The 23,026-nt window shown below is 71.9% G+C and carries 20 protein-coding genes; 8 read left to right on the top strand and 12 right to left on the bottom strand.

Annotation, left to right across the window (positions count from 1 at the left end; genetic code table 11):
• Positions 1-33 precede the first annotated feature (33 nt).
• On the top strand, positions 34-1,356 hold the full coding sequence (locus AB0B57_RS01420; RefSeq protein ID WP_357064495.1) for an endo-1,4-beta-xylanase: 1,323 nt from the start codon (positions 34-36) through the stop codon (positions 1,354-1,356).
• Positions 1,357-1,488: 132 nt separating this feature from the next.
• Here AB0B57_RS01420 and AB0B57_RS01415 read toward each other — a convergent pair whose 3' ends face one another.
• Entirely contained in the window at positions 1,489-1,932 is a 444-nt protein-coding gene (locus AB0B57_RS01415; RefSeq protein ID WP_357063859.1) for a hypothetical protein, read from the bottom strand.
• Positions 1,933-2,032: 100 nt separating this feature from the next.
• Entirely contained in the window at positions 2,033-2,728 is a 696-nt protein-coding gene (locus AB0B57_RS01410; RefSeq protein ID WP_357063856.1) for a methyltransferase domain-containing protein, read from the bottom strand.
• Positions 2,729-2,771: 43 nt separating this feature from the next.
• On the opposite strand from AB0B57_RS01410, the gene AB0B57_RS01405 reads away from it, so the two are divergent.
• The gene (locus tag AB0B57_RS01405) at positions 2,772-3,161 is read left to right on the top strand and encodes a MerR family transcriptional regulator (RefSeq protein ID WP_357063853.1); all 390 of its coding nucleotides are present in this window, start codon (positions 2,772-2,774) and stop codon (positions 3,159-3,161) included.
• On the opposite strand, the gene sthA is transcribed toward AB0B57_RS01405, so the two are convergent.
• From sthA to AB0B57_RS01385, 4 genes are read right to left on the bottom strand one after another with little or no spacing between them, the layout of a single operon-like run.
• Positions 3,158-4,561, bottom strand: coding sequence for a Si-specific NAD(P)(+) transhydrogenase (gene sthA, locus AB0B57_RS01400; RefSeq protein WP_357063851.1), 1,404 nt, complete (start codon positions 4,559-4,561; stop codon positions 3,158-3,160). The genes AB0B57_RS01405 and sthA overlap by 4 nt on opposite strands.
• A gap of 53 nt (positions 4,562-4,614) precedes the next feature.
• The gene (locus AB0B57_RS01395) at positions 4,615-5,679 is read right to left on the bottom strand and encodes a cellulose binding domain-containing protein (RefSeq protein WP_357063848.1); all 1,065 of its coding nucleotides are present in this window, start codon (positions 5,677-5,679) and stop codon (positions 4,615-4,617) included.
• A gap of 46 nt (positions 5,680-5,725) precedes the next feature.
• A complete protein-coding gene (locus AB0B57_RS01390) occupies positions 5,726-6,364 on the bottom strand; it encodes a response regulator transcription factor (protein WP_357063846.1) in 639 nt (212 codons plus the stop codon).
• Complete coding sequence (locus tag AB0B57_RS01385; RefSeq protein ID WP_357063844.1) at positions 6,361-7,554, bottom strand: histidine kinase; 1,194 nt, start codon at positions 7,552-7,554, stop codon at positions 6,361-6,363. The genes AB0B57_RS01390 and AB0B57_RS01385 overlap by 4 nt, the downstream gene beginning before the upstream one ends.
• Before the next feature lie 174 nt (positions 7,555-7,728).
• On the opposite strand from AB0B57_RS01385, the gene AB0B57_RS01380 reads away from it, so the two are divergent.
• Both AB0B57_RS01380 and AB0B57_RS01375 read left to right on the top strand, forming a co-directional pair.
• Positions 7,729-8,487 carry an ABC transporter ATP-binding protein gene (locus tag AB0B57_RS01380; protein WP_357063842.1) on the top strand — a complete coding sequence of 253 codons (759 nt, stop codon included), beginning with the start codon at positions 7,729-7,731 and terminating at the stop codon, positions 8,485-8,487.
• The gene (locus tag AB0B57_RS01375; protein WP_357063839.1) at positions 8,484-11,015 is read left to right on the top strand and encodes an ABC transporter permease; all 2,532 of its coding nucleotides are present in this window, start codon (positions 8,484-8,486) and stop codon (positions 11,013-11,015) included. The genes AB0B57_RS01380 and AB0B57_RS01375 overlap by 4 nt, the downstream gene beginning before the upstream one ends.
• A 56-nt stretch (positions 11,016-11,071) precedes the next feature.
• On the opposite strand, the gene AB0B57_RS01370 is transcribed toward AB0B57_RS01375, so the two are convergent.
• Both AB0B57_RS01370 and AB0B57_RS01365 read right to left on the bottom strand, forming a co-directional pair.
• On the bottom strand, positions 11,072-12,682 hold the full coding sequence (locus AB0B57_RS01370; RefSeq protein WP_357063837.1) for a ricin-type beta-trefoil lectin domain protein: 1,611 nt from the start codon (positions 12,680-12,682) through the stop codon (positions 11,072-11,074).
• 164 nt (positions 12,683-12,846) lie between these two features.
• Entirely contained in the window at positions 12,847-13,680 is an 834-nt protein-coding gene (locus tag AB0B57_RS01365; RefSeq protein ID WP_357063834.1) for a helix-turn-helix transcriptional regulator, read from the bottom strand.
• Positions 13,681-13,892: 212 nt separating this feature from the next.
• On the opposite strand from AB0B57_RS01365, the gene AB0B57_RS01360 reads away from it, so the two are divergent.
• Positions 13,893-15,143: a DUF222 domain-containing protein gene (locus AB0B57_RS01360; RefSeq protein ID WP_357063831.1), complete on the top strand. Its 1,251-nt coding sequence runs from the start codon at positions 13,893-13,895 to the stop codon at positions 15,141-15,143.
• 315 nt (positions 15,144-15,458) lie between these two features.
• Here AB0B57_RS01360 and AB0B57_RS01355 read toward each other — a convergent pair whose 3' ends face one another.
• Positions 15,459-16,190, bottom strand: a complete 732-nt coding sequence (locus AB0B57_RS01355) for an SDR family oxidoreductase (RefSeq protein WP_357063828.1) — start codon at positions 16,188-16,190, stop codon at positions 15,459-15,461.
• 139 nt (positions 16,191-16,329) lie between these two features.
• Between AB0B57_RS01355 and AB0B57_RS01350 the strand changes: the two genes are divergently transcribed.
• Together AB0B57_RS01350 and AB0B57_RS01345 are read left to right on the top strand one after the other, a co-directional pair.
• Positions 16,330-17,178, top strand: coding sequence for a LysR family transcriptional regulator (locus tag AB0B57_RS01350; protein ID WP_357063826.1), 849 nt, complete (start codon positions 16,330-16,332; stop codon positions 17,176-17,178).
• A 211-nt stretch (positions 17,179-17,389) separates the two neighbouring features.
• On the top strand, positions 17,390-18,970 hold the full coding sequence (locus tag AB0B57_RS01345; protein ID WP_357063823.1) for a DHA2 family efflux MFS transporter permease subunit: 1,581 nt from the start codon (positions 17,390-17,392) through the stop codon (positions 18,968-18,970).
• A 54-nt stretch (positions 18,971-19,024) separates the two neighbouring features.
• Here the strand turns inward: AB0B57_RS01345 and AB0B57_RS01340 are convergent, their stop codons facing one another.
• From AB0B57_RS01340 to AB0B57_RS01330, 3 genes are all read right to left on the bottom strand, one after another.
• Complete coding sequence (locus AB0B57_RS01340; protein ID WP_357063820.1) at positions 19,025-19,486, bottom strand: DUF5709 domain-containing protein; 462 nt, start codon at positions 19,484-19,486, stop codon at positions 19,025-19,027.
• Between the two features lie 111 nt (positions 19,487-19,597).
• Positions 19,598-20,482, bottom strand: a complete 885-nt coding sequence (locus AB0B57_RS01335; protein ID WP_357063817.1) for an alpha/beta hydrolase — start codon at positions 20,480-20,482, stop codon at positions 19,598-19,600.
• A 113-nt stretch (positions 20,483-20,595) separates the two neighbouring features.
• Complete coding sequence (locus AB0B57_RS01330; protein ID WP_357063815.1) at positions 20,596-21,519, bottom strand: sigma-70 family RNA polymerase sigma factor; 924 nt, start codon at positions 21,517-21,519, stop codon at positions 20,596-20,598.
• Between the two features lie 245 nt (positions 21,520-21,764).
• Here AB0B57_RS01330 and AB0B57_RS01325 point away from each other — a divergent pair, with 245 nt between their 5' ends.
• Entirely contained in the window at positions 21,765-23,015 is a 1,251-nt protein-coding gene (locus AB0B57_RS01325; protein ID WP_357063812.1) for a winged helix DNA-binding domain-containing protein, read from the top strand.
• Positions 23,016-23,026 lie beyond the last annotated feature (11 nt).

Here is a 23,026-nt window from a genome sequence, read left to right as displayed (position 1 = left end):
GCGCTGACCGGCGCGGCCGCGCTCGCCGCCGGCATGGCGCTGTTCGTGACGGCACCCGCCTCCGCCGGGACCACGCTCGGCGCGTCCGCCGCCGAGCAGGGTCGCTACTTCGGTACGGCGGTGGCCGCGTACAAGCTCGCCGACAGCGCGTACACCACGATCCTGAACCGTGAGTTCAACATGGTGACGCCCGAGAACGAGATGAAGATCGACGCCACCGAGCCGCAGCAGGGCCGGTTCAGCTACGCCTCGTCCGAGCAGATCGTCAACCACGCGCGCAGTCGCGGGATGCAGGTACGCGGGCACACCCTGGCCTGGCACGGCCAGCAGCCGGGGTGGATGCAGGGCATGGAGGGCACCGCGCTGCGCACCGCGATGCTCAACCACATCACGCAGGTGGCGACCCACTTCCGGGGGCAGATCTATTCCTGGGACGTGGTGAACGAGGCGTTCGCCGACGGCAACTCGGGTGGCCGTCGTGACTCGAACCTGCAGCGCACCGGCAACGACTGGATCGAGGCGGCGTTCCGTGCCGCCCGCGCCGCCGACCCGGGTGCGAAGCTCTGCTACAACGACTACAACACCGACAACTGGACCTGGGCCAAGACGCAGGGTGTCTACAACATGGTGCGGGACTTCAAGGCCCGCGGGGTGCCGATCGACTGCGTCGGTTTCCAGTCGCACTTCAACAACGAATCGCCGTACGCGAGCAACTACCGCACCACGTTGTCGAGCTTCGCCGCGTTGGGTGTGGACGTGCAGATCACCGAGCTGGACATCCAGGGAGCGTCGGCGGACACCTACCGCAGGGTCGTCGAGGACTGCCTGGCCGTGGCCCGGTGCAACGGCATCACCGTGTGGGGCATCCGCGACAGCGACTCCTGGCGGGCCTCGCAGACGCCGCTGCTGTTCAACAGCAACAGTTCCAAGAAGCCGGCGTACGACGCGGTGCTCGCCGCACTCAACAACGGCACCCCGCCGCCCACGACGGCCCCGCCCACAAGCATCCCGCCGACCACCCCTCCGCCGACGACCCCGCCGCCCACCACCCCGCCTCCGGGGGAGGGTGGCTGCACCGCGACGGCGTCGGTGAACCAGTGGACCGGTGGCTTCGTGGCGAGCGTACGGGTGACGGCCGGCTCGTCGGCTCTCAACGGGTGGACCGTGACGATCACCCTGCCGTCCGGCGCGACTGTCACCAACTCCTGGAGCGCCAACCCCAGCGGTAACACCGGCACGACGAACTGGACGAACGTGTCCTACAACGGCCAGGTCGGCGCCGGGCAGTCCACCGAGTTCGGTTTCCAGGGCAACGGCACCGCCGGCAGCCTCAGCCCCACCTGCGCGGCCAGCTAGAGGAACCGGAGGCCTACCCACCCCCGCACCGGCCACCCCCCCAGCCCGTGGTGATCGGGAGATCTGCGTCAGCCTGTGCGGCGTGGCATGACGCAAACCTCTTGATCACCGGGGGTGGGGTGGGGTGGTGGGTTAGTCGCCGGAGAAGCCCCAGAAGTAGATCTCCTCCGGCTTGCCCTGCCCGTCGTGCAGGACGGCGCAACGGCCGAACCAACGCTCTGCGGCCAGCCCCGTGATCGCGTCCAGGTGCGCGCGGGTGAGCCGTTCGGTGCCGGCCTCGCGTAGCGCCTCGGCGGGGCTCACCGGCTCGACAGTGCCGAAGTCGGGCCTTTCGCCCTCGGCCAGGACCCGGTAGACGTCGAGAATGGAATGGGTGCCCGATTCCTGCACCCATTCGTCGTTGAACAACTCTTCCATCGTGGCGGGCCGGTCGGGGTAGTCGCTCGCCGAGTTGGGGGTCTCGCCCCGGGCCCACCAGTACCGTCCCTCGGCGAAGACAGTCTCCCGCAGGGCGTCCAACGCCGCGTCCAGGTCAGGCTGGTACGCCACGAAGTAGCTCCATCCGGATGCGCCCACCAGTGCCTCTTTCCTCCAGCTGTCAACAGTGCCGGCACGGTAGCGGGCAGCACCGACATCACTGGAGGAGCAGATCATCGAGTTCGGTACCGCTTCGGTGTCAAGCCTGGGCGGCGACGAGGAAGATCGGCACGACGACGAGGATCCGGTCCGCGTGTGCGCGCTCGGTCTGCTCGGCGAGCCAGGTCTCCTCGTCGGTGATCCGTTTCAACAGGTCGAGCGCGGTGTCGTCGGTGAGCACCGTGGTGTGCACCTCGACGATCGGGTCGGTGAACCCGGCGTCGAGCAGCAGGTTGCGATACCTACGGGCAACGCGCGGCGACGGCAGCGAGTCCGCCTTCTCGTGGACCAGCCGACGGGTGGTTCCCGAGTCGTCCGAGTCGATGGCGATCAGGTCCCAGTCCTGGCCGAGCAGCACGGCTCGGCCGCCCGGCGCGAGCACCCGCCGGGCCTCGGCCACGGCTCGCGCCGGGTCGTCGAGCACGTGCAACACCTTGTCCGCCCGGTAGTAGGTGACCGATCCGGTCTCCAGCGGCAGGTCGGTGGCGTCACCGACACGGAACTCGCCGGCCGGCCAGCGCTTGCGGGCCACGCCGATCATCTCGGCATCGAGGTCGACACCGAGCGCGTGGGCTCCGCGCTCGGCCAGCTCGGCGACGGCGCGGCCACTGCCACAGCCAACGTCGACGACGGTTCGGCCAGTGAGGTCGCCGAGCAACTCGTAGGAACGGGCGCGCAGTTCGACGGCGGCGGGCTTGCTTTCCATGACATCGAGGACAGCTAGCAGACTGGACATGCCCGCCATGCTCGGACTTAATGTCGACATGAAGTCAAGCACGATGACGATCGGTGCAGTGGCCGACCACTTTGGCCTGCCGACGCACGTACTGCGGCACTGGGAGTCGGTGGGCCTGCTCCGCCCCGCCCGGGTCACCGGCGGTCATCGCCGCTACACCCGCGACGACCTGTTCCGGGTGGCCTCGATCCTGCGCGCGAAGCAGGCCGGCCTGTCGCTGCCGGACATCCGGGCGTTCCTCGCCGCAGGGGACCCCGCCGTGCGCAAGGCCGTGCTGCGCCGCAACCACGGCGCGCTGCGGGCCAGGATGGCGGCCCTGCGGTCGGCGCTCAATCTGGTGGAGGCCGGGCTGAACTGCTCACACGAGGACATCGCGACCTGCCCGAACTACCGCGGCCAGTTGGCGGAGCTGGTGGAGGTCGGCGGTGACTAGCCGTCGATGCGGGTGATGTTGCGGATCTTGTTGGAGGCGTCCAGGGCGGCGACCTTGTACGCCTCGGCCAGCGTCGGGTAGTTGAACACGGCGTCGATGAGGTAGTCGATCGTGCCGCCGCACCCCATCACGGCCTGCCCGATGTGGACGATCTCGGTGGCGGCGGTGCCGAACACGTGCACCCCGAGCAGTCGGCCGTCGTCGGGGGAGACGAGCAGCTTGAGCATGCCATACGAGTCACCGACGATCTGGCCGCGAGCCAGCTCGCGATAACGCGCGACGCCGACCTCGAACGGAGTCGAGGTGTCGGTGAGCTGCGCCTCGGTCTGCCCGACGAAGCTGATCTCCGGGATGGTGTAGATGCCGATCGGCTGTAGGCCGTGCATCTCCCGGATCGGTTCGCCGCAGGCGTGCTGGGCCGCCAGTCGACCCTGCTCCATCGAGGTGGACGCGAGCGCGGGAAAACCGATCACGTCGCCGACCGCGTAGATGTGGTCCACCGAGGTGCGGTAGTTGGCGTCCACCTTGATCCGGCCGCGTCGGTCCGCCTCCAACCCGGCGGCCTCCAGTGCCAGGTCGTCGGTCTGGCCCTGCCGGCCGGCCGAGTACATGACCGTGTCCGCGACGATCTTCTTACCGCTCTTGAGGATGCACAGCGCGGCAGTCTGGTGCTTCTCCACGGCGGCGACCTCCTCACCGAAGCGGAACGCCACCGACAGGTCGCGCAGGTGGTATTTCAGCGACTCGACGACCTCGTCGTCGCAGAAATCCAACATTCGCTCGCGGCGTTCCACCACCGTCACCTTGGTGCCCAGCGCGGCGAACATGGAGGCGTACTCCATGCCGATCACGCCGGCGCCGACCACGACCATGCTGCGGGGGACGGCCTGGAGGTTGATGACGCCGTCGGAGTCCACGATCGTCCGGTCGTCGAAGTCGACGCTGTCCGGGCGGGCCGGGCGGGTGCCCGCCGCGATGACGACCTTGTCGAAGGTCACCTTCGACTCGCGGCCGGAGCCGCCGTCGACCCAGATCGAGTGCGCATCCGCGAAGCGGCCGGTGCCGGTGATCATCACAACCCGGTTGCGGGCCAGCTGGTTGCGGATGACGTCGGTCTGCCGGCTGATCACGTGCTGGGTCCGGGCCGCCAGGTCGCTGACCGTGATCTCTTCCTTGACCCGGTAGTTGCTGCCGTAGAGGTCTCGCTGGCTCAGCCCGGTGAGATAGAGGACGGCCTCGCGCAGCGTCTTGGAGGGGACCGTGCCGGTGTTGATGCACACCCCACCGATCATGTCGCGGCGGTCGACGATGCCGACGCGCCTGCCGAGCTTGGCGGCGGCGATCGCGGCCTTCTGACCGCTGGGTCCGGAGCCCAGCACCAACAGGTCGTAGTCATACACAACCGATAGCGTCGCAAGATGTCGCGACTGGCGCCAGACCCCGGAGCCGAGCGTTATTCGTCTGCCACCACGCAGAGGCCACCGTTGAGCGTGATCTCCTGCGGCAGTTGCGTGCCGGAGGCGACGAGCCCCAGCGACACCGTGCCGCCCGGCGGGATCACCGCGTTGCGACCGGTGTTGCCCACCCGCAGGTAGCTGTTGTTGAGACGGTCGATGACCTTCGCGCCCCAGATGCCCTGGACCTGCTGGCCGGCCCAGAACCGCCACGTCATGGTCCACCCGTTGATCGCTGTGGTGCCGGTGTTCTGCACGGCGAGGTGCGCCACGAAGCCGTCCGACCACTGTCGCACCACGGACCGGACCGCGCAGCTCGGCGGTGGCGGCAGGGTGGTGACGGTGACCGGTGCGGACAGCGGGGACAGGTTTCCGACCTCGTCGCGGGCCTGCACCACGAAGGTGTACGTGGTGTTCGGCGTCAACCCGCTGATCTGGGTGCTGTTGACGGGCGGGTACTGCGACACGTCGCGGACGAAGGTGAGAGCGCCGCCAGCGCCGACCCGGAACACCTGGTACCGGTCGAGCACCACGTTCTCCACCGAGTGCGCCCAGCGCAGCGAGACCTGCGTGGCGGCCACGTTGTACGCCACCGGTTGACCCGGCGCGCCCGGCGGTTGGTCGTCGCCCGGCGGCATGGTCAACCGCAGGGTCGAGCTGGACAGGGAGCGGTTGCCGGCCGCGTCCAGCGCCGCCACGAAGAAGGTGTACGTGCGTGACGGCCGCAGGTCGGTGATCCGAATGCTGTTGGTGTCGGTCGACCAGGTCCTGCCGTTGTCCTCGAACTGCGCGGAGACCGGGTAACTGACCACCCCCACGTTGTCGGTCGAGGCAGCCCAGGTCAGCTCGACCCAGGTGGCGTCGATGGCGGCGACGGTGATCGGGCCGGGGGTGGTGGGGGCTTCGGTGTCGGCGGCGGCGTACGCCGGGGTCGCGCCCGTCGCCACCAGGGCCGCCGTGAGCGCGCAGGCAGCCAGTGCGGCGGCCCTGGACCGGACGCCGCGCCACGGATGATCGCGCAAGATGATCGCCTCGCTTTCGGGTGACCGCAGCGGACCAGTCATCGACTGATGACGATGGTAGGCCAGTCGCGGTCGCGTCGCTGTCCCCTCAGCCGACCAGGCGGCGTTCCCACGCCCACGCGGCGATCTCCACCCGGTTGCGGGCCTTGAGCTTCATCTGCACGCTCGCCAGGTGGGTCTTGACCGTGCCGACGGCGATGAAGAGCCCCGCGGCGATCTCGGCGTTGGTCAGGCCCCGGGCGACGAGCTTCACCACGTCGAGTTCCCGCGGCGACAGCCCGCCGTCGTCGCGCGCCGGGGCGGGTGAGCTGAGGTGCTCCAACAGCCGTACCGTGATCGACGGGCTGATCAGCGCGTCGCCGGACACGGCCGCGCGGACCGCCTCCACCAGCAGGGCCGGGCCGGAGTCCTTGAGCAGGAAGCCGCAGGCGCCGTTGGAGAGTGCGGTGTGCACGTACTCGTCGAGGTCGAAGGTCGTCACCACGACCACCCGCAGCGGGTCGGCGACGCCCGGCCCGGCGAGCAGTCGCAGTGCTTCGAGCCCGTCGAGGCGGGGCATCCGGATGTCCAGCAGCACCACGTCCGGGCGCAGTCGCCGGGCCACCTCGACCGCCTGGACGCCGTCGGCGGCCTCGCCGACCACCTCCATGTCCGACTGGGCTCCGATGATCATGCCGAAGCCGGTCCGGACCATGGCCTGGTCGTCGGCGATCAGCACCCGGATCACCGCGCCACCGCCACCCGCAGCGGGAACGCCGCGTCGAGCACCCAGCCACCCGCGACGCCGGGCCCGGCGGTGATCGTGCCGCCGAGGGCGCGTACCCGCTCGGTCAGGCCGATCAGGCCGAAGCCGTGCCCCCGGGCCGGCGCGGTGCGCGGCGACGCGCCGTCGTCGGCGACCCGGACCAGCAACCAGTCCGGGGTACGCCGCACGGCCACGTGCACCGACCGGGCGTCCGGCGCGTGCTGGCGGGTGTTGGTCAGCCCCTCCATCACCACCCGGTACGCCGACGTCGAGACCTCCACCGGCAGCCCGTGCAGGTCGCCGTCGACGTGCAGGTGTGCCGGCGTGTTCGCCGTGCCGTTGAACCCGGTCAGCAGCGGCTCCAGCTCGGTCACCCCGGCCAGCGGGGCCAGCGGCGCGTCCAGCGGGGCGTCCGGGTCACGCAGGATCCCGACCATCCGCCGCATCGAGGCCATCGTCTCCGCACCGGCCCGCTCGATCTGCGCCAGGGCGACGATCACCCGCTGCGGGTCCTGCTCGGCGACGAACCGGGCACCCTGTGCCTGCACCACGATGCCTGTCACGTGGTGGGCGATGAAGTCGTGCAGGTCACGGGCGAACTCCGCGCGCTGCTCGGCCCGGACCAGCGCGATCGCCCGCTCCCGACCGGCGGCCACGATCCGCAGGTAGAGCCCCACCCCGGCGGCGCCGGCCGCGGCGAGCACCTGGAGCAGTCCGAAGATCACCAGCAGGTTCTCGGTGCCGGAGCGCAGTGGCAACGCGGCCACGGCCAGCCCGACGGCCACCGCCGCCCACGGGGCGAGCCGGGGCGCGCCCCAGCGGGTGACCACGAAGACCACCCCGATCAGCCCGGCCGACTCGGCGAGCCCCCAGCTGCTGCTGAACAGGTAGCTGCCGTTGGAGAAGAGCACGACGGCCGCGGTCACGGCCAGTGAGACGACGGCGAGCCCCAGCGCGGCCAGCGGCAGCAGCCGCGAACCCAGCCGGTGCACCGGCAGCCAGAGCGGCACCGTCGCCACCGCCAGCCCCATGCGCACCAGCAGGAACAGGAGAGCGGCCAGGCTCTCCGGCGCGCCGAACCGGAGGTCGAAGAGGGCCAGCAGGCCCATGGCCAGCAGGCCGGCGGCCTGGGCCAGGCGTACCCACCAACGTCGAAGATCCGGCGTGCTCATGGTGACCCAGCGTAGCCAGCGGACGGCGCGGGCAGATCGGCCGAAAGACAGACCCCGCCCTGCCGATACCCGGCCACCGGCCGATGCGCCCACCCGCCGGTCGCGGCGACGCTTTCCGGGCCACACCGCAGCCACCGGCTGCCCAGCCACACCGCAGCCACTGGAGGAACAACAATGACAACGCACGCCCCGCCGGAGACCAGCCACGCCGCGGTCGCCGCGGTCGACCTGGTGAAGGTGTACGGCAGCGGCGACACCGCCGTCCGTGCCCTGGACGGGGTCTCGGTCGGCTTCGGCCGGGCCGAGTTCACCGCCATCATGGGCTCGTCCGGGTCCGGCAAGTCGACGCTGATGCACTGCCTCGCCGGTCTCGACACCGCCACCTCCGGCCGCGTCCTGCTCGGCGGCACCGAGCTGACCGGCCAGTCGGACCGGACACTGACCCGGGTACGCCGGGAACGAATCGGGTTCGTCTTCCAGTCCTTCAACCTGCTGCCGCAGCTCACCGCCGCACAGAACATCACCCTGCCGCTGGACCTCGCCGGGCGGCAGCCCGACGCCGAACTCCTCGCGCACCTGGTGCGGGTGCTCGGCCTCGGTGACCGTCTGAACCACCGGCCCAGTGAGCTGTCCGGCGGCCAGCAACAGCGGGTCGCGTTGGCCCGCGCCCTGGTGGCGCGACCCGAGGTGGTCTTCGCCGACGAGCCGACCGGCAACCTCGACTCCCGCTCCGGCGCGGAGGTGCTCACCATCCTGCGCGACTCGGTACGCGACCTCGGCCAGACCGTCGTCATGGTCACCCACGATCCGATCGCCGCCGCGTACGCCGACCGGGTGGTGCTGCTCGCCGACGGGCGGGTGGCCGGCGAGATCGACAAGCCCAACCAGGTGTCGGTCACCGACGCGCTGCGGGACCTGGCGGCCCGCCGATGAGGGCGACAGTGCTGCGTACCCAGACGAGCGCCGCCGCCCGGCGGCCCGGGCGGCTGATCCTGACCGGCCTGGCGATCCTGGTCGCGTCGTTCGTCGTCTTCGGCACGGTGCTGGTGCAGCAGATCACCGAACGGACCGTGCGGGACAACCTGAGCGGCACCCCGGCCGTCACCGACCTGGTGATCGGCAGCGTCGACGTGCCGTCACCCACCGTCACGGACCTGCGGCGGATCCGGGCCGTACCCGGGGTGGCCGAGGCGGTCGCCCGGGTGTCGACCGGCGTCTCCATCGGCGAGGGGTACCTCAACCTCCAGTCCGATCCGGGCACCGGCCCGCTGAGCACGGTCCGGGTGACCGAGGGCAGCTACCCGGACCAGCCCGGCGAGATCGCCATCACCCCGCGTACCGCCGAGCGGCTCGGGCTGTCGGTCGGCACCACCACCAGCGGTATGGGTGGCGAACTCACCACGCCGACCCCACTGACCGTGACCGGTGTGGTGAACGCCGGCACCGACGCCGGCTACGACGCGTACGCCCCGGACAGCGCCGTGATCGGCTGGGCGCGCCTGACGTCCGTGGAGCGCGTCGACGTGCGCGTCGCCCCCGGCACGTCGACGGAGAGCGCCCGGCAACGGGTGACCGCGGCGGTGGCCGGCCAGCCGATCCGCTCCGGCGCCGAGGTGCGCCAGGCGGAGGCGAACGCCGCGGCCGACGAGGTCGGGAAGCTCTTCGTCCTGGTCGGCATGTTCGTCTCGATCGCGGTCGTCGCCGCGGCGCTGGTGGTCACCTCGACCTTCCGCATCGTCTTCGCCCAGCGGATGCGGCAGCTCGCGCTGCTGCGGGCGGTCGGCGCGAACCGGGGCACCCTGGTGGGCGCGTTGACCGCCGAGGGCGCCCTGACCGGGTTGGTCGCCGGTGTCGTCGGGGTCGCCAGCGCCCTGGCCCTCGGGTACGCCCTGCCGGCCATCCTGCGTGCGTCCGGCATGGCGGTCTCCTCGCCGGGCCTGCCCCTGACGGCGGCGGTCGCGGTGGTGATCGGCGCCGTCGTGATCACCGTGCTGGCCGTGCTGGCACCGGCGCTCTCCGCCGCCCGGGTCTCCCCGCTGGAGGCACTGCGCACGGCGAGCACCACCGCCGGCCGGCGCGGTATCGGCGTGCCACGTCTGGTCGTCGGGCTGCTGCTGGCCGTCGGCGCGGTCCTGGCGGCGGTCGCCACGATCAGCCGGCTGCCGAAACCGGACCAGTCGAACTACGACCCGTCGAGGCCCCTGTTCCTGCTTGTCGCGTCCGGCACGTTGGCGTTCTTCGCGCAGGTGGCCCTCGGGCCGCTGCTGGTGCGCCCGGTGTTGGCCGTGGTGGGGTGGCCGCTGCGCCAGTTCGGGCCGCTCGGGCGGATGTCGGTCGGTGGGATCGGCGGGACGCCACGCCGGGCGGCGGCGGTCTCCGTCGTGGTCGCGCTCGGCGTGACCCTGATCTCCGGGGTGCTGATCGGCGGTGCGTCGCTGCAGGTCCTCGCCGACCGCGAGATGGCGCTGTCGGCACCGACCGACTTCGAGGTGACCAGCAACGGCGGGACGCTGCCGCCGGCCGTGGTGACCCGGGCCGAGGCGGCACACGCCGCGTTGGCGAGGGTGGTGCCGTACCGGATGGTCGGCGACGCCACGCTGCTGCGCGGTGCCGACCGGCTCGGCGACGTCGAGTCCGGTTACCCGACGAGCGACCTGGACCTGGCGGTGCTGCCCACCACCGGTGACCTGGACGTGGCCCAGGGCAGCCTGGCCGATCGTGGGCCCGGCCGGATCGTGCTCAACAGCTGGGTCGCGCGGGACGCGGGTCTGCGGGTCGGCGACACCGTCACGCTCGCCGTCGGCAGCCGCCGGGTCGACGTGCGGGTGGCCGCCGTCCTACCCGGTGACGGGCCGCTGCACGCGGGCATCCTCGCCGATCCGGCCGACCTGGACCGGCTCGGCGTGCCGGCCGCGTACACCGGTCTGCTGGCCGACGCGGCCGGCACCGGTGAGGACGGTCGCACCGCCGGTGTGCGGGCCCTGCGACAGGCGATCGCGGGCACCGACGGGGTGGGGCTCGCGGTGCTCGCCGACGAACGGGACCGCAACGACTCGTTGGTGCGCACCCTGGTCTGGATCGCCGTCGGCCTGGTCGGCCTGACCGTGCTGATCGCGGTCGTCGGCGTGGGCTCCACGACCGCGCTGTCGGTGGTGGAGCGGGTCCGTGAGTCCGGGTTGCTCCGCGCGATCGGCCTGTCCCGGACCGGCCTGCGCACGATGCTGACCGTCGAGTCCGGCCTGTACGGGGTGATCGGCGCGACCATCGGCCTGGTGCTCGGCATCCCGTACGCCTGGTTGGCGGTGCAGGCCCTCGGGATCGAGGCACCACTGACCGCGCCGCTGCTGCCGCTGGCCGGGCTGTTCGTGGTGCTGGTCGGGCTGACCGCGCTGGCCGGGGTGCTGCCGGCCCGGCGAGCATCGAGGGTCAGCCCGGTGGCGGCGCTGGGCGTGGACGGCTGACCACCACCGTGGGTCGACGCCCGGGACCACGGCGTCGACCCACGGTGGGCCGGGACTCAGTTGGGGTTGTTGGCGTGGGTCAGCGTCTCCCAGGCGACGAAGAGGTTGTTGGTGCCGGCCGGGCGCTGTTGCAGTGTGAGGGTCTGCGTGTTGGTCATGACGTTGCCCAGCCGGGTGCTCATCGCGTTGAAGCCGACCTCGGTGATCGGGCCGAGGCCCCGGGTGAGGCTGCCGCCGCAGAGCCAGGAGGGCGGCGCCTCGCCGAGCTGGTAGCGCGAGTGCAAGCCGAGCGCCTGCCGCAACCGCTCACCGACCTGCGGGTACAGGTCGCGGCCCTGGATCCGGGAGGTCTCCGCGACGTGCGAGATGGCGGAGATCCCGTACCCGGTGTGGACGAAGTCGCGGCAGGTCTCCTGGGCGAGGCCGGCGACGAAGGTGGACTGGCCCTGCCAGTAGCCGATGATCTCCGAGCTGGTGTCCAGGCCACTGCCGGGCACCGTGTACGGCAGCGCGCCGTCGCTGGGCAGGTAGACGAAGGCCCGGGTGCGGTTGAGGAAACGGGTGACCGCCGCGTCGTAGGCGCTGCGGTCCTCCAGGAAGACGGCGATGCCGACGGCGGCCTCCATCATGGTCAGTTCCCAGTTGCCGTTGCTGTTCGAGCCGTTGCGCACCACCGGCAGGTAGACGGTGCGCAGCATGGTGGCGAAGCGGTTGGCGTTGGGCCAGCCGGTGTACGTGTACTTGATGATCTCGGCGGCGCGGGGCCAGACCGAGGCGGCCCAGCCGGTCTGCAACGGGCCGTTGCTGCCGGTGTGCGCGGTGATCGTGGCCGACCAGGCGTCCATGAGCTGGATCGACTTCTGCGCGTACCGGGCGTCGCCGGTGAGGTACCAGGCGAGAGCGTCGGTGTACGCGGCGATCGCGTCCTCGCGCTCGTCGGTGCAGCCGTTGTTCGGGTTGGAGTACGACCCGCACTCGACCACCGACCGGGGTGCCGGGGTGCGCGACAGGGACGCGTACCGGCTGCTCATCATCTGGTTGTAGGCCGACGCCCACGGCTGCGCGCCGGCCTGCACCCGAGCGCGGACGAAGTCGAGCTGACCCCGGCTGACCAACACGCCGGGGTGCGTGAAGCCACCGGACGGGGGTGGTGTGGTGCCGCCGGTGGGCAGCGTCCAGGTCTGGTTGGCGGTGCCGGTGCAACTCCAGATCTGGAGCGGGGTGCCGTCGGCGGAGCTCTGGCCGGTCGCGTCGAGGCACTTGCCGGAGGTCGGGTTGACCACCTGCCCGGCACTGGACGACCACTGCTGCGCCCCGGTGCCGTTGCAGTCGTAGATCTGCACCCGGGCGCCGTTGGCGGTGCCGGCGGCGGCGATGTCCAGGCACTTGCCCAGCGCCCGGATCGTGCCGTCGTCGCCGACCGTCCACTGTTGCGCGGTCGAGCCGTTGCAGGCGTAGAGCTGGACCGCTGTGTTGTTGGCCGGGTTCGCGGCGGCCACGTCGACGCACTTGCCGCCGTACCCGGTGATGGCGCCCGTCGCGGCCGCCACGGCGGGTGCGACGCCGACCACCAGGGCGGTCGGTACGGCGAGCAGGGCCGCCGCGAGCGCGGCGGTCAGTCTGATGCGGGGGCGGCGGGGCGTGGGCCCGGCCAATCGTCGCGCCATGTGGGGTCCTTCCGGGGCGGCGAAGCCAACTGTAAAGTGTGTTAATCATTACAGTCGTGTGCACCGATATCAATGTCTTCGTCGCCGCGGATGCCGTTACGGGTGCATGCACGCACCCCTGAGCGCCTTGTCCACCACGTTGCGCAGGGCTTGGTTGACCGCGATCAGACCAGCTGGCCGCCGACGACGGCGAGCAGCCGCAGTTTCTCGTCGCTCGCCGAGCCGGGCGCGGCGGTGAAGACCAGCAGCGTCTGGGACTCGTCGGGGTCCACCAGGGTTTGACAGTGCAGCTCCAACGCACCGACCTCCGGGTGCAGGAAGCGCTTCGGCGGGCACTGGCCGGCCGGCACCGGGTGCTCCCGCCACAGCTGGGCGAACTCCGCGCTGCGGGCCAACAGGTCGGCGACGAGCGCCGCCGCCCGCGACCCCCGGCCGTCGCGGGTGTACGCGGCGTGCAGGCTCGCCACGAGCAGCCGGCTCTGCGTGGGGTGGTCCTCCTCCGGGCGCAGGTGCCGTGCCGTCGGGTCGGTGAACCAGCGGTGGTGCGCGCTGCGGGCCAACCCGGTGTGCCGGGTCTCGTCGCCGAGCAGGGCGACGGCCGGGGCGGTCTGCGCCAGGGTCTCCCCGAGGTGGTTCACCACCTGTGCGGGGGTGTCGTGCATCCGGTCGAGGATTCGCATCATGCCGGGGTTGACGTGCTCGGCCCGTATCGTCCGGTGCGGGACGGCGTGGCCGGCGAGCTGGAACAGGTGGTCCCGTTCGGCCAGGGAGAGCCGCAGGCCACGAGCCAGCGCGGTGAGCATCTGCTCCGAGGGGCGCGGCCCGCGCTGCTGCTCCAGGCGGCTGTAGTAGTCGGTGGACATTCCGCTCAACGTGGCGACTTCCTCGCGCCGAAGCCCACCGGTGCGCCGACGCGGGCCCCGGGGCAACCCGACGTCCTCGGGCTGAAGGGCCTCGCGGCGGGTGCGCAGAAAACTGGCGAGCTGGACGCGGTCCACGGCGCCTCATCCTTCCACCCGGAGTCGGATCGGTGGGTGCCGGCGGTGACCCCGGCACATCGGGTGCAACAGGCGGGCAGGGGGCCGATGTTCCGCCGACGGACTGCCCGGACCACCGGCGTGTTCCGGGCCGCCCGGCGGGTCAGCGCGCGGGCTGCAGCGGATGGATCATGACGACCGAAAGTGTCGTACACCTGTTCTAATGTCTGGTCATGGTCGAGGAGTTGACGCAGGCAGGCGACGCGGTCGCCGCCTGCGTTGACGACGCCACCTGGGCCCTCGCCGAAGATGAGCTGATCGCGGCACTCGACGCCGCGCACCGCCTTGAGCAACGCCGCGCCGCCGTCAAGCTCGCCTTGGTCCGCGAGATCGACGGTCGCGGCACCGCCCGCGCTCAAGGCGCGTCCAGCACGGCGGTCTGGCTGCGCGAGCGACTCCACCTCACCATCTCCACCGCCCGCCGGCTCGTCGACCTCGCCGCCGCTCTGGATGCCGGCAACCCCGGGATACGCGCCGCTCTGGCAAACGGGGACATCACGGTCGACCAGGCCCGGGTCATCGCCGACACCGTCGCCACCGTGCACACGGCCGCCGACGCGCAAGCAGCAGACAAGGCCGTCGGCGTTTTGGTCGGGTGGGCCGGGCAATTCGACCCCGCCCTCTTACGCAAGCTCGGCACCCGCATCCTCGACCACGTCGCCCCCGACATCGCCGACGCCGCCGCCCAAGCCGCCCTGGAAGCCGAGGCCCGCCGCGCCAGCCGCGACCGCCACCTCACCCTCTCCGCCCTCACCGACGGCCGGCTGCGACTCACCGGCATCCTCGACACCGAGACCGCCGGCCTGCTCCGCGCCGCCATCGACCCCCTCAGCGCACCCTCGGGCCCCGATGACCAGCGTTCCCCTGGGCAACGCCGCCACGACGCCCTCGGTGACGTGTGCCGCCTCGCCCTGCGCACCGACGAGTTGCCCGAGCACGGCGGGGATGCCGCCCAGATCGTCGTCATCACCAGCTACGACGGTCTGACCCGGCAACTGGGCAGCGGCACCCTGGACACCGGCCTACACCTCACCCCCGAGACCGTCCGCCGACTCGCCTGCGACGCCGCCATCCTCCCCGCCGTCCTCGGCAGCGCCAGCCAACCACTCGACCTCGCCCGACAACGCCGCCTCATCACCGGCCCCCTCCGCCGCGCCCTCGTCCTACGCGACCGCGGCTGCGCCTTCCCCGGCTGCGACCGCCCACCCCGCTGGTGCGACGCCCACCACAACCACCACTGGGCCGACGGCGGCACCACCACCCTGACCAACGCCGTCCTACTCTGCGGCCACCACCACCGACACCTGCACCACAGCGACTGGACAGTGCGACTCGGCGGCGACGGCCACCCCGAATTCGTCCCACCCGCCTGGCTCGACCCCGACCAGATCCCCCGCCGCAACCACTACCACCGACGAACGTGAGCACCACCTGCACACAACGGTCACCCCGATCAGCAGGCCGACCGAGTGGCCAACACAGCACGCCCTCATTCCACGCGCCACCGAGGCGGAGAGCGGCGCGCGACCAGCATCCGGCACGGCCGACCAGCTACTACCGAGGCGGTGCGCGGTCAGGGTCTGGCACGCCCTGCTTGCCGGCTGCGCGGCGGTGCGAGGGCGCGCGGCCACGGGCCGGCACGCCCCCGCGCCTGCCCGGATGCGAGGCGGTGAGCGGCGTGCAACCAGGGTTCGGCACTCCCACGCCCGCTCAGCTACTGGTGTCGGCGGACCGATTGATCACCAGGGCACCACACCGGCGTCCTCGAAGAACCCGCCGGTAGGCCCGTCGTCGGGCAGGGTCGCGAGCCGGACCGCGATCGCCGCGCCCTGTTCCGGGGTACGGACGCCGCGGAAGCCGTTGAGGTCGGTCGCGACGAAGCCGGGGCAGGCGGCGTTGATCAGGATGTTCGTGTCGCGAAGCTCCTTGGCGTACTGGACGGTGACGGCGTTGAGGAACGTCTTCGACGGCGCGTACGCGACGGCGAGCGGGCCTGTCGCCAACTCGTCGGTGGAGCCGCTCTGCCGGGTGAGGGAGCCGACGCCGCTGGACATGTTCACGATCCGCGGCGACGCCGAGCGACGCAGCAGGGGCAGCATCGCGTTGGTGACGCGGATGACGCCGATCACGTTGGTCTCCACCGCCGTTCGTACGACCGCGAGGTTGACCGTGGTCGGCTGCTGCGGCACACCGCCGGTGACGCCGGCGTTGTTGACGAGTACGTCGAGGCCGCCGGCACGTTTCTCGACCAGCCGGACGGCGGCGGCCACGCTCGTGTCGTCGGTCACGTCCAGTGGCACACCGAACGCGTCGACGCCGGCCACGCGCAACTTCTCCACCGCGGCTTCTCGGCGCGTGTCGTCCCGAGCGCCGACCCCGACGCTCCACCCGAGGGCGCCCAGGCCGGCCGCGATCTCGTACCCGATTCCCTTGTTCGCGCCGGTGACCAGCGCGATTGTCGTTTGGCTCATGCATCCGATCCTGTCCGCGACCCAGCGGGCCGCCAACACCGCTTGAGTGGGCGTCGATACCTCCCGGGTATCCATCGAGGCCATGCCGTAGGCGCCCGAGCGGGACGGGGCCGTGCCGTGCCGTCGGTACCGTTGCGGCATGGAGACGCGTGAGCTGCGGTATTTCGTCGCGGTCGCCGAGGAGTTGCACTTCGGGCGCGCCGCGCAGCGGCTCGGGATCGCGCAGCCGCCACTGTCGCGGGCGGTTGCGCAGCTGGAACGGCGGCTCGGGGTGGCGCTGCTGGAACGCACCAGCCGCACCGTCGCACTGACCGAGGCCGGCTCGGTGTTACTGGTCGAGGGTCGGGCGGCCCTCGACGCGGTCGAGGCCGCCGAGCGCCGTACCCGCCGCGCGGCCCTCGTCGGGGCCGGCCATCCCGGCCTGGTCCTCGTCACGAAGGCTGGAGCGTCCGGCGAGTTGCTGTCGAAGCTGCTCGACGCGTACGCCTGCGAGCCTGGCGCGGTCTCCGTCGACGTGCTGCTGTGCGGGATCGGCGAGCAAGAGCGACTGTTGCGCGACGGGCGGGCGGACGTGGCGCTGCTGCACCTGCCGTTCGACTCGACGGTCGGACTGGACACCGAGGAGCTGCGCACGGAGGGGCAGGTTGTGGTCCTGCCGGCCGGGCACCCCCTCGCCGCCCAGGCCCAGGTGCGGATGGCCGACGTCACCGCGCTGCCCGACCTGCCGCCGCCCCGCCGCCCCGGCCCCGACGGCACGTACCCGGACGGACCCGGTCCGCAGGTACGGGACAGCACGCAGCTGTACCAGCTGATCGCGCTCGGCCGAGCGTCGGCGGTCCTGCCCGAGTCGTGCCGGGCCGACCTGCGCCGCGATCTCGTCGCCGTGCCGGTGCTGGACGCGCCAACCGTGACGACGGTGATCGCGTGGCCGCCGCACAGTCGATCCCTGGCCCTCGCCGGGCTGATCCGGACCGCGATCCACCTGTAGGGCCGGTGTCAAAGCCCCTGGCCGGCCGCAACCGGACGGCCGATCGCGTTTTCGCCGTCGGGCGGTCACGAAACCTGGCGGCGAACCGTCACAACTGACGGTTAGTCTGCCAGCGCGCGTCGTCCCCGAGTACGTCGCGTCACGCGCCGGTGCAGGCGCGGCACGTCGCCACCGCCCACCATCCGGCGCTCAATCGACTTCAGGAGAGTTAGTGACACAGCAATCCGTCGCGACATCGGACAAACTCGACGGCGCGGTGCTCAAGGTGGCCGGCGTCGTCGTCCTCGGCGCCATCATGTCGATCCTCGACGTGACGGTGGTCAGCGTGGCGCTGCCCAAATTCCAGAGCGAGTTCGACGCGTCCTACGCCCGCGTCGCGTGGACGATGACCGCCTACACCCTCGCGCTGGCCACCGTGATCCCGCTCAGCGGCTGGGCGGCCGACCGGTTCGGCACCAAGCGCCTCTACATGGTGGCGCTGGCCCTGTTCACCATCGGGTCGGGGCTCTGCGCCACGGCCGACACGATCGGCGAGCTGATCGGCTACCGCGTGCTCCAGGGCCTCGGCGGCGGCATGCTCATGCCGCTGGGCATGACCATCATGACCCGCGCGGCGGGGCCGCACCGGATCGGCCGACTGATGGCCGTCCTGGGCATCCCGATGCTGCTCGGGCCGATCGGCGGCCCGATCCTCGGCGGCTGGCTGATCGACACCGCGAGCTGGCACTGGATCTTCCTGATCAACCTGCCGATCGGTGTCGTCGGCCTGATCTACGCGCAGATGGCGCTGCCGAAGGACGCCCCCGAGCCGTCCGAGTCGTTCGACTTCGTCGGCATGCTGATGCTCTCGCCGGGCCTGGCACTCTTCCTCTACGGCGTGTCGTCGCTGCCGGAGGCGGGCACCTTCGCCGCGGCCAAGGTGTGGGCTCCGATGCTTGTCGGCGGGGCACTTGTGGTGGCGTTCGTGCTCTACTCGTTCAAGCCCCGGCACCCGCTGCTCGACCTGCGGCTGTTCCGCAACCGCAGCCTGACCGTCGCGTCGCTGACGCTGTTCGTGTTCATCATCGCGTTCATGGGCGCCGGGCTGCTGTTCCCGAGCTACTTCCTGCAGGTGCGTGGCGAGACGACGCTGACCGCCGGCCTGCTGATGGCCCCGCAGGGCATCGGCGCGATGATCACCATGCCGATCGCCGGCACGCTGGCCGACCGGGTGCCGATCGGGCGGACCGTCCCGTTCGCGCTGGCGCTCATCGTCGCCGGGTTCTTCAGCTTCACCCAGGTCGACCCGCAGACCTCGTACTGGCTGCTCGGCGGGTCGCTGTTCGTGATGGGCCTGGGCATGGGCGGCACGATGATGCCGATCATGACGTCGGCGCTGCGGACATTGTCGGCCAACGACGTGGCGCGCGGCTCGACGCTTGTCAACATTCTCCAGCAGATCGGCGGCTCGGTCGGCGCCGCCGTCATGTCGGTGATCCTCACCAACGAGCTGAACGGTTCCCGGCCGATCCCCGGCCTGGTCGACGAGAGCGGCAAGCCGATCACCGAGGCCGGGCTGGCCATCGCCTCCCAGCAGCGGCCGGAGCTGCTCCAGCAGATGCCGGTGGACCCGTCGATCATCGAACGCGGGCTCGACTTCGCGGCCAAGTCGTTCGCCACCACGTTCTGGGTCGCGTTCGCGCTGGTCGTGCTGACGTTCGTCCCGGCGGCCCTGCTGCCGCGCCGACGTCAGCCGGCGCGGCACGACGACGTGCCGGGCGAGCAGGCCAAGACGCCAGTCATCATCCACTGACCGACCCCGCCGGGCTCGGCACCCCGCGAGGTGCCGAGCGCGGCGGGTACGACATCAGCGCAACGGGCCGTCGCCGGGTCCGTCCGGCTCCTCGACCACGTGGATCGCCGCTTCCTCGGCGCTGGCGGCGCCCGCGTCGATCCCGGCGTCCCAGGCGACCGACTCGGCCTCGTCGTCCTCGCGGACGCCCTCGTCGTAGGCGACGAGACGGCCGGCGCGCGCCTCGCTCTCGTACCCCCGGCGGGTCAGCTCGTCCTCGTCGTCGCCGCCCTCGGCGTACGGGTCGACATCCGGCACCTCCTGGGCGAGGTGCTGTGCCAGGGACTCCCCGGCCCGCTCCTCGGCCGGCGTGGTGCCGAACCGGTTGGCCGCGGTCCAGTGATCCTCGGCGATGATGCCGGTGTCCAGGGGGTCACCGACCCGGTCGTCGTCGAGGGTGTCGGAGGCGTCCAGGACGCCGTCGTCCTCGGCCACGTTCCACTCGTCGACGGAATCCATCCGCTCGGTCTGGCTCACGGCGGTCTCCTCTTCGTCACGGTGCACCAAAGTGCCCAGCCTATGACCGTGCAACGCGAACGCACCCCGAGGCCTGCCCGCTGTGACGAACCGACCTGGGGCCGCACCGGTTCAGCGCCTGAGCAGCTCCACCACGGCCTCGGTGAACTCCACCGGCTGCTCGACGTGCGCGAAGTGCCCGCTGCGCTCCAGCAGCACCAGCCGCGAGTCCTTCAGGCCCGCGTGCAGCTCCTCGGCGCGGTGCGGAGGGCAGATGAAGTCGTACGCGCCGACGATCACCACGGCGGGAGCGGTGATCTCAGCCAGGTTCTCCCGCACGTCGAAGGGCGCCGGATCCTGCGCGGTCGCCGGCGCCAACGAGATCCGGACAGCGGCCTGCAGTGGTGCGAATTCGTCCTGCCGGGCCCAGAAGTCCGCGAAGTAGACCGGAAGGGCGGCGCGCAGGGCGGTCGCCAACGACTCGTCGTCGGTGGCAGCGCCGATCTGCCCGAAGGCGGCCGGCACCGCCGCTGCCTCCGGCCGGTCCGGGTGCCGCTGCGGGTACGCGGCGAGCCCGGCCATCGCCTCGGCCCAGAACTCGGCCCCGGTGACGGGTGAGGTGTCGTACAGGGCGAGACCGGCGACCCGGTCCGGGTGTGCGAGCGCGTAGCGCTGGATGACGAAACCGCCGTGCGAGTGCCCGAGCAGGTACACCCGGGGTTCGCCGAGGTGTTGGACGACGGCGTCGAGGAACCGGACATACGTGTCGAGACGGTAGCCGGTGGGATCGTCGAGCCGTCCCGAGGCGCCCGTGCCGACGGGTTCGACGTACACCATCGTGAAGTGCTCTTCCAGGCTGGGCGTCCGCAGATACGCCCACTCGATGCCAGGGCCGCCGGAGTGCGCCACGCACACCGGGCCGCTGCCGGCGACGTGGTAGACCTGCCGGACGCCGTCGACGAGGAACGTGTGGGCACCCGGTGCGAGGGCGCTGACGTCGTGGCTGGTGGAACCCATGAACTATCTCCCGATCCGCGACCCGTGCGGCGTTTGCCGACACGGCGACTGGTGCATGACGCGAACCAGATGCGGGGGACGACGGGAAAGTTCGCTGGGTCGGGGAGGTCTTTTCAGCGCAGTGCGGGCACGGGGTGGAAGAGGGTGAGTTGGCGCACCCGGCCCTCGCGCAGCACCTGCAACCACAGCGCCGCCGGTGGGCAGTGCTCCGGGTCGTCGGGCGGGCTGATCAGGTCGGTTTCCCAGATCAGCACGTCGCCGCTGGCGACGACGTTGCGCAGCCGCTGGCGTACCCCGGCCGTCAGGTCGTGGCCCATGCCCGCGACGGCCAGGTCACGGCCGCCGCGCGGGCCACCCGGCACGATCATCTCGGCGTCCGGCCACCAGCTCTCGCGGACCACCCGGTCGAAGTCGCCGGCCATCGCCGTGGCGATCATGTCGCGACCCTCCCGCCACCGGGCCGCGTTCGTCGCGGTGACGTCGGTGTGCGCCGCGCCCGCCGCCGCCCGCAGGCCGCCGGTGAGGGCACGGCGGGCGTGGCTGAGGCGGCTGCGGACGGTGCCGACCGGCACGCCGCACACGGCCGCGATCTGTTCGTACGAGGACGCGTCGCTGAAGTACCGCAGCAGCGTGACCAGCCGGTCCGGCTCGGAGAGCTGCCCGATGGCGTGCCACACCCAGTCCCGCATCGCGGCCCGGTCCAGCGCCTCCTCCGGGGTTGGCGTGTCGGCGGGGCCGGCGAACCACTCCGGCTCGGCGACCGGGACGGCTCGGTGCCCGCGCACCGTCATCCGACTGTTGTTGCGCACGATGGCGCGCAACCACGGGCCGACGGCGGCCGGGTCGCGGACCTCGCCGATCCGGCGCAACGCCACCACCATCGCGTCCTGCACCGCGTCCTCGGCGTCCGGTCCGTAGCCGAGGACGCCCAGCGCCACGGCCCGCATCTCGGCCTCGTGGCGGGCCAGCAGCGCACCGAGCGCCGCCGCGTCTCCCGCCTGCGCGAGCAGCACCAGCTCCATGTCACCCTGCGTCACGCGTACGGCCTCCTGCACGTCCCGAGGTGTCCTGTTCGCGGCGGTCTGATCGGTTTGGTGTGGTGCCTGTCGCCGCTACCCAGCCTACGACGGGTAAGGATGCCGATCCCCGGAGCCGGCACCGGGCACAGCCCCGACGCCGGCGGCGGCTGCCGGAAAGTGACGTACGTCGGTCGTAGCGTGGGCGACATGACCAGACGCGCTGTCGAAGCCCCATCCTCGGTCACGGCCGACGGGCGCCTGTCGTGACCGAGCTGAGCTGGGCGCAGGTGTCCGCCCGGCGGCTGGCGCGACACGGGCTCTCGGCACCGGCGCCGTCCGACCCAGCCGCCACGCCAGCCGCCGACCCGGCCGCCACGCCAGCCGCCGACCCGGCCGCCACGCCAGCCGCCGACCCGGCCGCCACGCCAGCCGCCGACCCAGCCGCCGACCGTGTCGCCGACGTGGTGTCGACGATGTGCGGCGCGCATGCCCAGGTCGCCTCCGCCGCCGAGCTGTCCGTCGGCCTACGCGTCCCCGGCGCGACCCGTGCGCTGGTACGCCAGGCGCTCTGGGAGGACCGCACCCTGGTCAAGACCCGTGGGCCGCGCGGGACGGTGCACCTGCTCGCCGCCGCGGACCTGCCGATGTGGACCGGCGCGTTGAGTGCGATGCCCGCCCCGCCGTGGGAGCAGAGCCGCGGCCTGTTGACTCCCGAGCAGCACGAGCAGGTCCTCGGGGCCATCGCCGACGCGTTGGCGGAGGCCGAGCTGACCACGGCCGAGCTGACCGAGGAGGTCGTCGCCCGCACCGGTGCGTGGGCGGGCGAGCGGGTCATGGAGGCGTTCCAGGACCGGTGGCCAAGGTGGATGGCCGCGATGTCGGCCGCCACCCGGTGCGGGGTGATGTGCCACGGCCCGGCCCGGGGACGCGCCACCACCTACACCAGCCCGGCCCGCTGGCTACCCGGGTTCACGCCGCTGGCCGGCCCGGCGGCGCTGGCCGACCTCGTCCGCCGCTACCTGTACGCGTACGGGCCGGCCACCCCGGCCCAGTTCGCCAAGTGGCTGTCGGTGACCGAGCGGTGGGCGACCGAGGTGTTCCGGTCGCAGGATCTCACCGAGGTCACCGTCGCCGGCACGCGGGCGTGGGTGGTGGCCGGCGACACCGACTTCCCGGACGATCCGCCGTCCGGGTTGCGACTCCTGCCCTACTTCGACGCGTACGCGGTCGGCTGCCACCCCCGCGAGCAGCTCTTTCCCGGTGCCGCCGCCGAGCGGGCGCTGGCCGGTGGGCAGGCCGGCAACTTTCCGGTGCTGCTCGTGGACGGGACGGTCGCCGGGGTGTGGCACCAGCGTCGCTCCGGGCGCACGATCCGCATCACCGTCGAGCCGTTGCGGGCGCTCGGCGCCGGTCGCCGCCGGGCGTTGGACGAGCAGGTCGAGCGGGTCGGCCACATTCTGCAAGGCAAGCCGTCGTTGACAGTCGGAACTGTGGACGTCGGCCCGCACGCCTGAGTCAGGATGAG

Source organism: Micromonospora sp. NPDC049101 (assembly GCF_040648675.1).
GTDB lineage: Bacteria > Actinomycetota > Actinomycetes > Mycobacteriales > Micromonosporaceae > Micromonospora.
The sequence above is the reverse complement of the archived record's forward strand: the minus strand, read 5'-3'. Positions and strand labels throughout refer to the sequence as shown.